Here is a 13,424-nt window from a genome sequence, read left to right on the forward strand (position 1 = left end):
TTTCTGTCGAAAACGGGCCTGCCCGTGAGCGGACGTTACCACCCAAAGTTGATCGGAGGCAAAAAAAATCAGAGCGACTGGTCGAAGTGTTGCGAGGACGACACTGTGGTGGGTCTTTTTTCACCGTCCGGGCCGTAGACGCCGGACAGGGAATGGCGGTCGCGGATGCGGTCCAGCTCTTCTATTATTGCGCCTGTGGCCTCGGTCATCTTTTCCAGCAGCGCAAAGTCACGGGCGATCAGTTCGCGGAGGTCCGACAGTTTTTCGCGCAGCTGCGGGGATTGCGGATGATCCTCCAAGAGGGGCGCGGGTGTCGCGAACACCTTTTCCATCTCGGCCAGCAGCGCGGATTTCTGCGGATAAAGTTCGGCCACCTGGGCCAGTTTTCCGCTCGTGATCGCGGCGATTTCATCGCGGAGAATGCGCGACAGCCGGTCCACCAGGTTCATCGCTTGCGCCATGCCCGTCATGTCAGGCCCCTCCCTTCGCGTTCATCGCGTTGCGATAGCTGTTCATGCTGGCCTCGACGCTTTGGGAAATGCCGGTGCTGCCACGGGCGGCCAGTTCATCGGCAAAGGCGCGGGCCATGAAGCTGCGCCAGGTTTCCTCGGCAAAGCCGCCGGACATGTCACCAAGATCGACCGTCTTGAACATCTCGTCCACGACCTGGGTCAGGAAGACGGCCTCGAATTCGCGGGCGGTCTTCTGAACCTCTGGCGAGGTGCCCTGCCCCTGCGTTGCCTGCTGCTGCCGGGCCTGGGTGAGCGCGAGTGCGGCCTGTCCTGAAATGTCCATGGCGGGTCCTCAGATGATTTCCAGATCGGCGTGCAGCGCGCCGGCGGCCTTGATGGCCTGGAGAATGGAAATGGTCTGCGACGCGGTCACGCCGATCGCGTTCAGCCCGTCGACCAGCCGCTGCAGGCTGACGTCACCTTCGAGGATGGTGAAATAGGTTTCGGATTCCTGCACCTCGACCTCGGTCTGGGGCACGACAACGGTGGTTCCGCCGATGGAGATCGGTTCGGGTTGCGACACCTCGATATCCTCGCGCACGATCACGGTCAGCCCGCCCTGGGACACGGCAACCTTGTCGATACGGACGTTCGACCCGATCACGATGGTGCCGGAGCGCGCGTCGATGACGACCTTGGCTACGCTGTCCGGATCGACCATCAGCCCTTCGACCGCCGCCATCATTTCAGGGGTGTCGCCCTTGTCGTTGGCGACGACCTCGATCGTGGTGGAGTCGAGCACCTGCGCGGTGCCCGGCCCCAGCGTTTCGTTGATCTTGTCGGCGACGCGGCTGGCAGTGGTGATGTCGGGGGTGCGCAGCGCGATGCGGAAGGATTGCATCGAGGAAAGGCGGAATTCGACCTCGTTCTCGACCGTGGCGCCGTTTTCGATCCGGGCGACGGTAGGCACGCCTTCGACGATTTCGGCGTTGATGCCCTGCGCGGCGTAGCCGGCGACGGCAATCGGGCCCTGGGCCACGGCATAGACCTCGCCATCCGCACCGGACAGGGGCGTGACGATCAGCGTACCGCCCCGGAGGGAGGACGCATCCCCCAGCGAGGACACGACCACGTCGATGGTCGACCCGCGCCGCGCGAAGGGCGGCAGCATCGCGGTGACCATGACGGCCGCCGTGTTCTGCGTGCGCATGGTCTCGTCCTGAAGGTTGCCGACGCCGAGGCGTTCCAGCATGCCTTCGATGCTTTTCTGGGTGAACGGGCTGTTGCGGAGGCTGTCACCGGTGCCGTTGAGCCCGACGACCAAGCCATAACCAACCAACTGGTTTTCCCGGATGCCTTCGAAACTGGCGATGTCCTTGATCCGGACATCGGCCAGGGCCGGCGCCGCCGTAAGGATCAGGAGAAGAAGCGCACGAAGCAGGGACATGACCAGCATTCTTTGTGAAAGTTACAAAGATTATTGGTCAATTCGCCCTGAATTTCAAGAATAGATTAGCCGCAATTCATGCATCGGCGCAGAAATGCTTGACGCTTACAGTGTTGTGTTTCTATCATGGCAAAAACACTTGTAGGGCCGATCAACAAAAACAAGGATCGGGAGCAGTATGCATATCTATCTTTACGAACCGCGCGCGGGGCGTCTGAAGGGAGTCATGGACGAACTTCGCTCGGCCAAGATGCGTCCCGTCCCGATTCAGGCGGCTTTTTTCCGCGGCGAACTCGGGCTGTTGAACCGTGGTGGACACGAGGACCGGCCCTTTCTGCTTGCGGACACGCCGGACCTGGTCGACCAGATCAGCGCATTGCGCGCGGCGGGCTGTTCCAACCCGGTGATCGTTATGCGGGATTTCCGCAATTCGCGCGACACCGCGGCGGCGCTGGATGCGGGCGCGGACGATGACCTGGTGATCCCGATCAAGGGCGTGGAGCTGCGGTCGCGGGTCAATTCCATCACCCGCCGGTCCCATGGTCACGCGGCGGAGTCGGTTCAAGTGGGCGAGGTCACGGCGTTCTTCGACGGGCGCGACCCGGAAGTGTCCGGGCAGATCGTGAAACTGTCGCGCCGCGAACATGCGATTTTCCAGCAACTGGTGCTGCAGGCGGGCAAGGTCGTGTCCAAGGGCGCGATCTATGACGCGGTCTATGGCATGGCCGAGGATCAGCCCTTCGACAAGGTGATCGACGTCTATATCTGCAAGATCCGCAAGAAGATCGACCAGGCGGCCCTGTCCGGCCACCATTACATCGAAACCGTGCATGGCCGAGGCTACAAGTTCTCGACCCCTGCGCCGGAGATGATGGCCCAGGCCGGCGGAATGTGATCCGCCGGACCGGTCTTAATACATGAAGTTGACGAAGCTGAGGTTCTGCAGCCGCGCGGTCACCGCGTAGCTGGCCTGAAGCTGCGTTTCCAGCGCACTGAGCCGGGTTGCGGCCTCGTAGGGATCGACGCCCTCCAGCTCGCTGATCTGCGTGGACAGCAGGTCGCGCCGTGTTTCCTGGCGGCTGATCGTATCCTCGATCTGGCCTTGGTAGGTGCCGGTGCGCGTTTCCAGGGACAGCACGCCGCTGACCCCTGTCTGAAGCGCGCCAACGGCGGCCCCGACCCAGGCGGCATAGGCGCCGTCATCAGTGATGTCGACCGGATCGGCCGAGGCCAGCAGCGCGAGCCCCTTGAGCACGTCGCGGAACGCATCGTCATTGGCCTGCACGCCGTAATCGATGCGGATGCCGTCGTCGATGATCGCGGCCAGGCGCGGATTGGCATTGCCGCTGCCATCCTCGTGCGGGGTGCCGTTGTAGAAGCTTTCCTCGAATGCGGTATCGGGATTGGCCGTGGTCCCGTCGAAGATCGCGTTGATCTCGGCCAGCTTGGCGGCGGCGTCGGCCGCGTCGGTCACCGTGCCGCCGGTCACGCCGGCCAGGACGTCGGAGGGGCTGAGCCCCGTCGCGCCGTCCTTGCGATCCCATGGATTGACCGGGCTGCGATCCGTATCGACCCCGCTGAACAGCGCATTGCCGTTGTAATTCGTGTTCAGGTAACCGGCGATCGCATCGTAGGCCGTGCGCGCGGCCTGTTGCAGGTATTGCGGATTGCCCGAGGTCGGATCGCTGTTGGTGATCGCCAGGGTCAGGACCTCCTGCGCGGTGTCGCGCAGGTTGCCGAGGGTGGTGGCGGTCGTATCGAGCTTGTTCTGCAGGAAGGTGTTGGACTGGATCTGCCCTTCCAGACGCTCGAAGGAGGTGCGCATCGACATCGCCTCGGTCGCGCGGCTGCCGAGAGAGGCAAAGACATCCGCGTAGCGCCCGGTGGCAATCTCGGTTTCCGCGACCAGCAATTGGCGGCTGACGCTTTCGGTCGTGCGCTGGCGGAACATCAGGCTTTGGAGGGAGGAAACGGATTGAGAGAAGCTGATCATCGCTTAACCTTTCACACCGCGTCGAGCAGGGTGTCGATCATTTGCGACGCCACCCTGAGGACCTGCGAATTGGCATTGTAGGCCTGTTCGATCAGGGTCAATTGCTGCAATTCGGTGTCGATGTTGACCCCCTTGGCGTCCAGCCGGGCGCTGCGGAAGGTTTCTGTGCTCGCGGTGTAATTTTCGAAGGAGGCTTCTGCCTCGACCCGCCGTGATTGCTGCTTGGCGAAGACACCCGCAACGAAATCCGAGATACGGGTGTTGGTGCCCTGCCCCGCTTCGGGCGCGAAGCTTTGCAGGTCGCTGAAGACCGTGACGAAATCCAGCAGTTGGGAATTGTCGGAAATCGCGCCCGGTGCGGTGGCACCGATGCCATCGCGCAGGCGGTAAAGCTCGCCCCCCTGCTGGGGATCGACCGCTGCGTTGACCGCGATGCGACCGGCGAGGCCCGAGTGATTGGCCGGATCGTAGGCAAAGCCCCGGTCGGTGAAGAGACCGGCCTGCCCCGGGGCGAGGCTGGCATCCGCATCCTCGAACCCTTCGATCAGGGAGCGGGCGATTTCGTCCAGCTCGATCTGCATCTGGGGCACGACGGTGCCCATCATCTCGAAATGGCCGGCGATGGAGCCCTGGTCCGAGTTGCGCCGCCCGACGACGCCGGGGGTGATGTCCTCGGTTCCGGCATAGAGCGCCATGGCGGCCCGGTCGAAGCTGAGCTCGTTGACATAGCTGGCAAATACGAGCGTCTGGCCTTCGGCGGTGTGGACCTTGGCGCGTCCTTCGGTGTCGTAGGTCACGTCGATCTCGATCACCTCGGACAGCTTGTCGAGCTGCGCGCCCAACCGATCCTCGAGAGAGGCATAGGCGTCGGTGCCGCGGTCGGTATGCGCGATGTCGGTGTTGATCCGCGCGATTTCCTCGAGCGTGGCATTGGCCGTCTTCACATCTGTCGCGATGCCGTCGACCGCGCGGGTGTTGATCTGACCCAGGGCCGAATTGGCGTCGCGCAGGGTCTGGGTCAGCATTTCCGCAGCATTGAGCGTCTGCTGTTGCAGGTTGGCGTTTTCCGGCGCGTTGGACAGAAGGCCCAGCGTGTTCTCGAAATTGGCCAGCTGCGCGGGCAGGCTGATCTCGCTGTCGATGTCGCCCAGTTCGATCGTGTAGAGCGAGAGCGAATGGCTCATCACGTCTGCCTTGGCGGCGTAGGACATTTCGCTTCGGAAGAGGGCATCCATCGCGGTGTTCATGGCGCGGGACACGCCCAGCACCTGGACCCCGCCTCCGATGCCTTCGGTGACCGAAAGCGACCGGCGGGAATAGTTTTCGTCCTGCGCGTTGGCGATGTTGGACGACACGATTTCGGCGCGACGGGTATTGGCCAGAAGACCCGTACGGCTCGCGTGGATCGCGGAAAGAAGGCTCATTTGGTTATCCTTTCGGATCGGAACGGATCCCGCCCGGCGTCCCGGGCGGGGTCAGATCACGATCAGCGCTTCAGACGGACGGTTTCGTCCAGCATTTCGTCCGCCGTCGTGATGATCTTGGCGTTGGACGAGAAGGCGCGCTGCTTCTGGATCAGTTCGGTGAGCTCTTCCGCGATGTCGACATTGGAGCTTTCGATGGCGCCGCCGGTGATTTCACCAGCCATCCCCTGCCCTGCCGTGGCCAGCGTGAAGCTGCCCGAGGATTGGCTGAGCGCGAAGATGTTGTTGTCGGCGGTCAGCAGACCGTTCGGGTTGGGCACGGTGGCCAGCGGGATCGAGTAGAGCTCGCGCCGCATGCCGTTGTCGAAGATGCCCCAGACGGTGCCATCCTCGGTGATCTCGGCCCGGGCAAGAGAGCCGGACTGCGTGCCGTTGGCATTGCCGACCAGCGGAACGTAATCGCCGGCGAACTGGGTCAGCCCGTCAAAGGTGTTGGGTGCGCCGAGCTCGACCTCGATCACCTGCGGCGCGGTACCGTTGTCGATCGTCAGCGTGGCGATGCCGGTGGCCGCGTCGAAGGCGAAAGCGGCGGGTGCCGTCGCGGTGCTGGTGGCGTTGGCGTAACCCAGGGGCGACCCGGCAAGGGCGCCGCTGTCATTGAACGTCGCATCGAGCGTGCCGTAGCTGTTGCCGGCGGTATCGCTGATCGACAGCGTCCATTCATTGTTGTTGGAGCTGGGCTGCCATTCGAACTCGATCCGTTCGGCGGCGCCGAGGGCGGTGAAGTATTCGATCGAGGTCACGTAGGGATCACCGGGCGTGGCCAGGCCGCTTTCCTGCGACGGCAGGTTGCCCTGCAGCGTCATCAGGGTCGTCGGGTTGCCGGTCACGGAGGTGCCCGAGATCTTCACCGTTTCCAGCCCGGAGAATTGGTTGCGGTCGATCACGCCGAGGCTGCCGTTCTCATCGAAGGGGAAACCGGCCAGGTAATAACCGGCGGCATTGCGCAGGTAGCCATCGGCATCGGGTTCGAAATCGCCGGCCCGGGTCATGTAGTGTGCGGGTTCGGTGGTGCCGTCATTGGCGTTCCGCGTCACGGCGAAGAACCCGCCGCCGCTGATCGCGAGGTTGGTCGAGTTGCCGGTGGCCAGAACGGTGCCGTCCTTGGTGTTCTCGTGCGCCACGGAGACCTGTACGCCCGATGCCTCGATCATGCCGCTGGGAACCGAAGCCCCGGAGGTCAGCATGTTGGCAAAGCTGCGCTTGTAGCCCGTCGTGTCCGAGTTCGCGATATTGTAGGAGATGCGCGACACGGCCTTGGAATTCGCCATAAGACCGCTGACGCCCGACATCATTGCCTGGGAAATGCTCATAACTGCCCCTCTTTGTTTTTTTGGGTCCGCCTTCTTCCTCGTACAAAGATATAAGCAACGAAATTTTCATTTAGGTTAAAGAATAGCGAATTTTCTGCGGAGGGTCGTCTTGCCGCGCGCGATCTTTTCTTGCTCAGGTCAAGAAAAGGGCTTGATCAGTTTGTCCCGGAGGACACGGATTCAAGGTTTTGCAGGGTCTGTGCCGCATCGTCGACCCGGCTTTGCGCATTGTCCTGCCGCAGCGGCAGCAGCTGCGCAGGTTCGCGGGTCAGGCTTTCCGCGATCTCAGCCCATTGGGGCAGCTCCGTCAGCTCGGGGAATTCCTGAGACAGCTGGATCGTCTGCATGCGGTCGCCGTTGCGGTAACTGGCGAGCAGGAAGTTCACCGCATCCTCGAACGCCATTTCAGAGCCGAGCTTGTCCCAGACCATGCGATAGTTCTTTTCGGCGTCCGCCCAGTTCTCGCGCTTGAAATGCGCATCGGCCCGCAGACGCAGGAAGCTGGCGGAGGGTTCGCCCTTGGTCGTTTCCAGCACGGCCTCGGTCTGTCCGGTTTCCGCATATAGCTGTGCGAGAAGTTGCAGCCGCTGATCGTCCAGCGCCTCGGTCCCCGAAATCAGCGGGTCGGCCAGCACAAGGGTTGCCGCATCGTACTGCCCGCCCGCCATCAGGCTTTCGGCCTGCTTGATGCGCAGGCTATCGAGGCGGGTATCCTCGACCTCTTGCAGGCCGAGGTCACGGGCAACGGCCAGGTGATCGTGGATGGTTTCATATTCCCGCGCGGCGACGAGGGTGGAGCCGACGGCAAGGAAGCGATCGGCAAAGGCCTCTGCCTGGTCGGCGAAGCCCGGCTCGAACCGGAAATCGGGCGCGATGCGACGATGCGCGCGCAGGAATTCCGACAGCGACAGGTCACCGGCGGCGCCTTCTTCGTAGATCGCGACGATCAGGGCGCGGGCCTTCTGGCGGGCAAGCTCCGTCTCGGGGCGGTCGGGGAAGCGGTCGAGGATCGCGCCGTAGGTCGAGACGGCTGCGACCCGGTCGCCGATGGCGTGGTCGAGGGCGGCGAGGTCTTCCAGCACCGTCAACGCGTAGTCGTCGCCGCGCCAGACCAGGGATTCCTGCCGCAGCATGTCGCGGGCCTGGGTCGCGTCGATCAGGTCGTTGCGCAGCCCCATCGACACCAGCCCGATCCGCGCCCGGTGCCCCCAAAGATCGCGGGAGGTCGAGGCAAGCGTATAGCTGTCGAACGCGGCGAGCAGGTCATTGCCCGCCTCGGCCGCACGACCCAGCAGGAAATGGAAGGCGGCACTTTGAGACAGGCCGGGCAGATGGTGGAAATCGTCGGCCAGGTCCCGAGCGACGCGCCATTCCTCGTTCTGGATCGCGGCTTCCAGCATATTCGGCAGAATGATGGCGCGGTAGCCGTCGGGCAGATTGCGCAGCCGGTCACGGGCCGCTTCGAGGTGTTGCCCCGCCCCAGTCAGGTCGCCATCGCGGATCGCCGCGAGTGCCAGGAAGACCGGCTGGTCTGGCCAGGGCGCGTAGGTGGACGACAGCAACCGCGTGGCATGGTCCGACAGCGGCAGGTCGCGCGGGTCGATCAGGCCGAGCGCGAGGGACAGCACATCGCGCTGCATCCGATGCGCCGGGGGAAGGTCGAGCCGGTCCAGACGATCCAGGAAGGACAGCCCCTCGGGCGCGAGGCCGTAGCGGTAGTGAAGCCGCGCGAGGTCGATCAGTGCGGTTGCCATGGGCGCATTCGGCGCCGCGCCGGGGGCGAGCCCGGTCATCGCCTCGGCCAGTTCGTCCAGCAGGATCTGGCGTTGATCCAGGAACGACCCCTGGTCGCCATGGGGCGCGTGCAGCATCTGCGGCGGGATGTTCCAGCCGGGCTGGGTGTCCGAAACCTCCACCTGCGCCTGATGCGGTTGCGAGGCCACATGCACGACCTTGGCGGATTCGGCCTGAGCCGCGCCTGCAAGGACTGATCCGATCAGCCAAAAGGATATGCAAAGATAGTTACGCAATTATTGACTTCAGTTCTTGGAGGTGTTTCTATAATGGCAAGAAAAACACCACCTCCGCAAGAAGAGAAATGGATAGGTGGTCGGTAATACGGGACCGAGCAGAGGGACTCCCAATGGACAACACCACCTACGTGGCTTTGTCACTGGCTAGGGCGATGCAACGCGATCTGGACGTGACCGCGAACAATATCGCCAACGCCAATACCGCCGGCTTCAAGGCCGAGCGGATCCTGTTCAGCAGCTATCTGCATCCCGATGAAGGGGCCGAGGTCGGCGAAGGCACGAACTTTGTCGTCGACCAGGGATCCTGGGTGGACGAGACGCAGGGCGCCTTCACCCGCACCGACAACCCGCTTGATGTCGCCGTGAAGGGCGATGCCTGGATGTCCTATCGCACGCCGGAAGGGCAGACCGCCTTTGGCCGTGACGGACAGCTGGCGATGGACCGTGACGGATACCTCGTCACGCTGAGCGGCGCGCGGGTGCTGGATGACGGCGGGGCCGAGATCGTGCTGCCGCAAGGTGTCGGCAAGATCGAAATTTCACCGAATGGCGTGATCGCGTCGGAGGCCAACGGCGTGCTGGGACGGATCGGCATGTTCGATGTGCCGGATATCCAGACCTACCTGCGGATCGGAAACTCGATGCTGGTGCCGCCGGAAGGGCAGACCAGCCAGGCGGTGCCGACCATCACGTCGGAGCTTCAACAGGGCGCGCTGGAACTGTCCAACGTGCAGCCAGTGGCCGAGGTCACCCGGCTGATGATGATCCAGAAGGCCTATGAACGCGCAACCAAGCTGATGTCGACGGAAGATGACCTGAAGAAGGACATGCTGCGCCGGCTTGGGCAGATAACAGGATAATAAAGGGGACGGCAGATGAAGGCACTGGGCATTGCAGCCACCGGCATGATGGCACAGCAGACGAATGTGGACGTGATTTCCAACAACATCGCGAACGCATCGACCACGGGTTTCAAGAGCGCACGCGCCTCTTTCCAGGACCTGCTCTACGAGAACCTGGAGCGCGAGGGCGCACCGACCTCGGAACAGGGGACGTACCGACCCACCGGCATCGATGTCGGTTTGGGGGTTCGCACCGCGGGCACCGTGCGGCTGAACACGCAAGGTGGCCTGGCGCAGACCGAGAACCAGATGGACCTGGCCATCGAGGGGCGTGGCTTCTTCGCGATCAACATGCCGGACGGCGAAACAGTCTATACCCGTGACGGGTCCTTCCGCGTGAATGCCGAAGGGCAATTGGTCACCCAGCAGGGCTACGAGGTGAACCCGGGCGTCGTGGTCCCCGAAGACACCACCCAGGTGGAGATCAGCGAAACCGGCATCGTGTCTGCTTTCATCGGCAATGACACCATCCCGGTGGAGCTGGGGCAGCTGACGCTGACGACCTTCATCAACGATGCGGGCCTGCGGCCCCTCGGGAACAACCTGCTGGCCGCCACCGTCGCCTCGGGCGATCCGGCGCAGGCCAATCCGGGCGATCCGGCCGTCGGCATCCTGCGGCAGGGCTACCTCGAAAATTCCAACGTCAACATCATCCAGCAGATCACTGACCTGATCTCGGCCCAGCGGGCTTACGAGATGAACTCCAAGTCGATCGAGACCGCCGACCAGATGATGTCCACCGCCAACCAGATCCGGTAAGCCATGAAACGCTTCTTCTATTATGTTGCCATCGTCATGGTCGTGTTCGTCCTGCCGGCGACGGTCTGGGGCGAAGACATCAAGGTGCTGGTCGAGGAACGGGCGCGCGAAAGCTTTGGCCCGCAACTGCCCGAAGCGGCCGGGTTCCATATCACCGCACAGGATGGCGCCCCGGTCGAGGCGGTGATGCTGTCGGCCTTCTGGATGGATCGCGATACCGGTCAGTACCTGGCCAACGCCGTTCTGGCTGATAGCACTGTCACCCGCATCTCGGGCCTGGCGATTGCCACGATGGATATCCCGGTGCCGCTGAAACAGATGATGCCCGGCGAACGGATCCGCGAAGAAGACGTGGGATCGGTCAAACTGCCGCTGCGTCGGGTCGGGGCGTTTACCCTGACAGACCCTGCCGATGTCGTGGGGATGCAGGTGAAACGCCTGCTGACACAGGGCCGCCCGATCATGCGGCAATCGGTGATGAAGCCGCTGGTGATCGGCCGCGGCGACCGCATTTCGATCAAATACGATGACGGGCTCCTGTCGCTGAGCGCGCCGGGCCGGGCCCTGGATGCCGGCCACAAGGGCCAGGAAATCCGCATCGTCAATCTAGTTAGCAACACCACTTTGTCCGGCGTGGCTGTCGGCAAAGGCATCGTGGAGGTATCCCGTTGACCACCCCCCTGCCCTCTTCGATCCTGCGTCTGACGCTGTCGTCCCTCGCCATTGCCGCCGTGGCCGGCTGTTCGGGTGAATCTCCGTTCAACCGCGACCCCAAGATATCCGGCGTCGAGATGACCACCGAAACCATGCCGGAGGTTGCCCGCGTCCAGGTTCCCATGCCGCCGCCCGAAGTTGCGCGCATCCCCGACCGGGCCGAGGCCGCATCGTTGTGGGAACGCGGATCCGGCGGGTTCTTCGCCGACCAGCGCGCCACAAAGGTGGGCGACATCCTGACGATCAACATCGAGATCGACGACGAGGCACAGCTCTCCAACGCCTCCCAACGGTCGCGTGAAGGCAGCGGACAGCTCGCCAATCCGACCTTCTTTGGCTACGGCAAGCAGATCTACAAGATCCTGCCGGGCGTGACCGCGGCGGACTTCCCCACGGGTGATGTGGTCGATATTTCGTCGGTCGCATCGGCCAGCGGATCGGGGTCGATCACCCGCAACGAATCAATCAACCTGAAAGTTGCCGCGCTGGTCGTGCAATTGCTGCCGAATGGGAACATGGTTGTGGCAGGCCGCCAGGAGGTGAAGGTGAACCAGGAGCTGAGAGAGCTGCGTGTTGCAGGTATCATCCGGCCCCAGGACATCGCCACGAACAACACGATCCCCTATGAAAAGATAGCCGAAGCACGCATCTCCTACGGGGGTGAAGGGACGCTGTCACGGCAGCAGAACCGGGCCTATGGCGAGGATGTGCTGGACATCGTATTGCCTTATTAACCCTGAATTTTGCCCTAGTTCGAAAAAAGTGTCGCCCATTTTGCGGGCGATAACGACACCTGAGACAGAAAACACGTTCAGGTGTAACAATGAAAAAGACGCACGTGATGCTTGCGGTGGTGCCCGCGATCTGCGCCTTGGCCGGCTATGGTCTTGGCGCGGTCCTGGGACCCTCCTCCGCCGCGGCACAAGGAGAAATCCACGAAGCGCCGAAATCCGAGGCAGAGCAGGTCCTGAGCCGTCTGGCAGACGAGATGCCAGCGCATGGGTCCAAGGAAGGCGACGTGTTCAAGAGCGCGGACGGGCACAAGACCCCGGCCGAAACCGGCATCGTGCCGGCGTCGTTCAAGACGACGGATGTTCACCGCAAGGCGGACAAGAAGGACAAGGGCCACAAGGCGCCGCAGCACAAGGCACCCGTCAAGGAACTGGCCGATCCGACCAAGGTCGCCGGGCACACGCCCGAAAAGGCCGCGCCGGATGCCGTAAATCTCACCAAGCCCGAGATGGATATCCAACCGGGCACGACCGGCCATCCCCTGCTGTTGCCGGTGGAAACCGAAAAGCGGATCGCCGAGAATGCGATCAAGCGGATCAAGGAATCCGAAAAGCACGTGGTGAAGCTGGGCCGTATGACCGTGCCCGTCTACAAGGCGCAGAGCATCACCTATGTCGTCGCGGATTTCGGTATCTCGGTCACCGACCTGGACGAGGCGAGCCACTATTACGCCGCCGAGAACGCGACCCGTCTGCGGGATGCGATCATGAAATCCATGCACACCGCTGCCGAGACCCACATCCTGCAAGCTTCCGCGATCGATGAGGATATGCTGGCCAGGAAATTGTCCATGGACCTGAAGACGAACTTCAAGGGTGTCGAGGACGTTCTGTTCCTGTCGCTCTACAAGACGGATGTGCCGCGCGGCTGATCATTGCACCGCGAGGATATCGGTCGACAGCGCCGTTTCCCCGTTGGACAGGTGCAGCTGCGCGAGGCCGCCGGACAGGGTCAGCCGATCCACTGTGGCCAGCATGTAGGGCGCGACCGGCACCTCGTTGCCATCGCCGTCGAAGGCCGTGATCTCGACCTGGTAAGTGCCATCGGGCACCGTCAGCCCTTCGTAATCGAGGCCGTCCCAGGTCACCGATTTCAGCGCGCCCACTTCAGTCGACAGCCCTCCGAGCTGCCGCAGCAACGTGCCGGATCGGTCGCGGATCACTGCGCTGACGCTCGCCACTTCCTGTTCCAGCATATAGTCGAAAGACCCGCGCCCGCCGACCACGTCAAACTCGTTTCCGGGCACGCTGACCTGGCGGCCGATAAGACCAAGGTCGTTGGTCAGGCCCGCCGTGTTCAGCTTGGCGGCGATGGACTCGAGGTGGCTATTGGTCTGGATCGACTGTTCCACCTGGCTGAGCTGCGCAAGCTGCGACACGAAGGTGGAGCTGTCCATCGGCTCCAGCGGGTCCTGGTTCTGTAGCTGCGCGGTCAGCAATTTCAGAAAGCTTTCGTAATCCGCGCTCAGTTTCTGCGAGGCGACATTCGCTGTGCTGCTGGTATTGCCGAGGCTGCCGGTGACTTCACCTACCATC

General features: G+C 62.9%; 14 protein-coding genes. 6 read left to right on the top strand and 8 right to left on the bottom strand.

The window, feature by feature from the left end; all coding sequences use genetic code 11:
- Positions 1–68: 68 nt before the first annotated feature.
- Genes ATO9_RS20415 through ATO9_RS20425 form a run of 3 tightly spaced genes read right to left on the bottom strand, consistent with a single transcriptional unit; the run spans position 69 to position 1,899 of the window.
- A complete protein-coding gene (locus ATO9_RS20415; protein WP_043753813.1) occupies positions 69–470 on the bottom strand; it encodes a flagellar protein FlgN in 402 nt (133 codons plus the stop codon).
- Between the two features lies 1 nt (position 471).
- The gene (locus ATO9_RS20420) at positions 472–795 is read right to left on the bottom strand and encodes a rod-binding protein (RefSeq protein ID WP_043753817.1); all 324 of its coding nucleotides are present in this window, start codon (positions 793–795) and stop codon (positions 472–474) included.
- 9 nt (positions 796–804) lie between these two features.
- Positions 805–1,899, bottom strand: a complete 1,095-nt coding sequence (locus ATO9_RS20425; protein WP_043753929.1) for a flagellar basal body P-ring protein FlgI — start codon at positions 1,897–1,899, stop codon at positions 805–807.
- Between the two features lie 178 nt (positions 1,900–2,077).
- Here ATO9_RS20425 and ATO9_RS20430 point away from each other — a divergent pair, with 178 nt between their 5' ends.
- Entirely contained in the window at positions 2,078–2,794 is a 717-nt protein-coding gene (locus ATO9_RS20430) for a response regulator transcription factor (RefSeq protein ID WP_043753820.1), read from the top strand.
- A gap of 15 nt (positions 2,795–2,809) precedes the next feature.
- Here the strand turns inward: ATO9_RS20430 and ATO9_RS20435 are convergent, their stop codons facing one another.
- From ATO9_RS20435 to ATO9_RS20450, 4 genes are all read right to left on the bottom strand, one after another.
- On the bottom strand, positions 2,810–3,892 hold the full coding sequence (locus ATO9_RS20435) for a flagellin (protein WP_043753823.1): 1,083 nt from the start codon (positions 3,890–3,892) through the stop codon (positions 2,810–2,812).
- Between the two features lie 11 nt (positions 3,893–3,903).
- Positions 3,904–5,316: a flagellar hook-associated protein FlgK gene (gene flgK, locus ATO9_RS20440; protein ID WP_043753826.1), complete on the bottom strand. Its 1,413-nt coding sequence runs from the start codon at positions 5,314–5,316 to the stop codon at positions 3,904–3,906.
- 62 nt (positions 5,317–5,378) lie between these two features.
- Positions 5,379–6,689, bottom strand: coding sequence for a flagellar hook protein FlgE (locus ATO9_RS20445; RefSeq protein ID WP_043753829.1), 1,311 nt, complete (start codon positions 6,687–6,689; stop codon positions 5,379–5,381).
- 155 nt (positions 6,690–6,844) lie between these two features.
- Positions 6,845–8,719, bottom strand: a complete 1,875-nt coding sequence (locus tag ATO9_RS20450; RefSeq protein WP_043753832.1) for a hypothetical protein — start codon at positions 8,717–8,719, stop codon at positions 6,845–6,847.
- Positions 8,720–8,832: 113 nt separating this feature from the next.
- On the opposite strand from ATO9_RS20450, the gene ATO9_RS20455 reads away from it, so the two are divergent.
- The 5 genes from ATO9_RS20455 to ATO9_RS20475 all read left to right on the top strand — a co-directional run bounded on the left by ATO9_RS20455 (position 8,833) and on the right by ATO9_RS20475 (position 12,760).
- The gene (locus ATO9_RS20455; RefSeq protein WP_043753834.1) at positions 8,833–9,582 is read left to right on the top strand and encodes a flagellar hook-basal body complex protein; all 750 of its coding nucleotides are present in this window, start codon (positions 8,833–8,835) and stop codon (positions 9,580–9,582) included.
- Positions 9,583–9,597: 15 nt separating this feature from the next.
- The gene (gene flgG, locus ATO9_RS20460; protein WP_043753838.1) at positions 9,598–10,383 is read left to right on the top strand and encodes a flagellar basal-body rod protein FlgG; all 786 of its coding nucleotides are present in this window, start codon (positions 9,598–9,600) and stop codon (positions 10,381–10,383) included.
- Between the two features lie 3 nt (positions 10,384–10,386).
- Complete coding sequence (gene flgA, locus ATO9_RS20465; RefSeq protein WP_043753841.1) at positions 10,387–11,055, top strand: flagellar basal body P-ring formation chaperone FlgA; 669 nt, start codon at positions 10,387–10,389, stop codon at positions 11,053–11,055.
- Positions 11,052–11,831, top strand: coding sequence for a flagellar basal body L-ring protein FlgH (gene flgH / locus ATO9_RS20470; RefSeq protein WP_052418495.1), 780 nt, complete (start codon positions 11,052–11,054; stop codon positions 11,829–11,831). The genes flgA and flgH overlap by 4 nt, the downstream gene beginning before the upstream one ends.
- A gap of 89 nt (positions 11,832–11,920) precedes the next feature.
- The gene (locus tag ATO9_RS20475) at positions 11,921–12,760 is read left to right on the top strand and encodes a hypothetical protein (protein ID WP_156127930.1); all 840 of its coding nucleotides are present in this window, start codon (positions 11,921–11,923) and stop codon (positions 12,758–12,760) included.
- Here ATO9_RS20475 and ATO9_RS20480 read toward each other — a convergent pair whose 3' ends face one another.
- Positions 12,761–13,423 (bottom strand): flagellar hook assembly protein FlgD, encoded by a 663-nt coding sequence (locus ATO9_RS20480; protein WP_052418496.1) that lies wholly within the window; start codon positions 13,421–13,423, stop codon positions 12,761–12,763.
- Between the last annotated feature and the right edge of the window lies 1 nt (position 13,424).

Origin of the sequence: Pseudooceanicola atlanticus (genome assembly GCF_000768315.1) — a bacterium.
Lineage (GTDB): Bacteria > Pseudomonadota > Alphaproteobacteria > Rhodobacterales > Rhodobacteraceae > Pseudooceanicola > Pseudooceanicola atlanticus.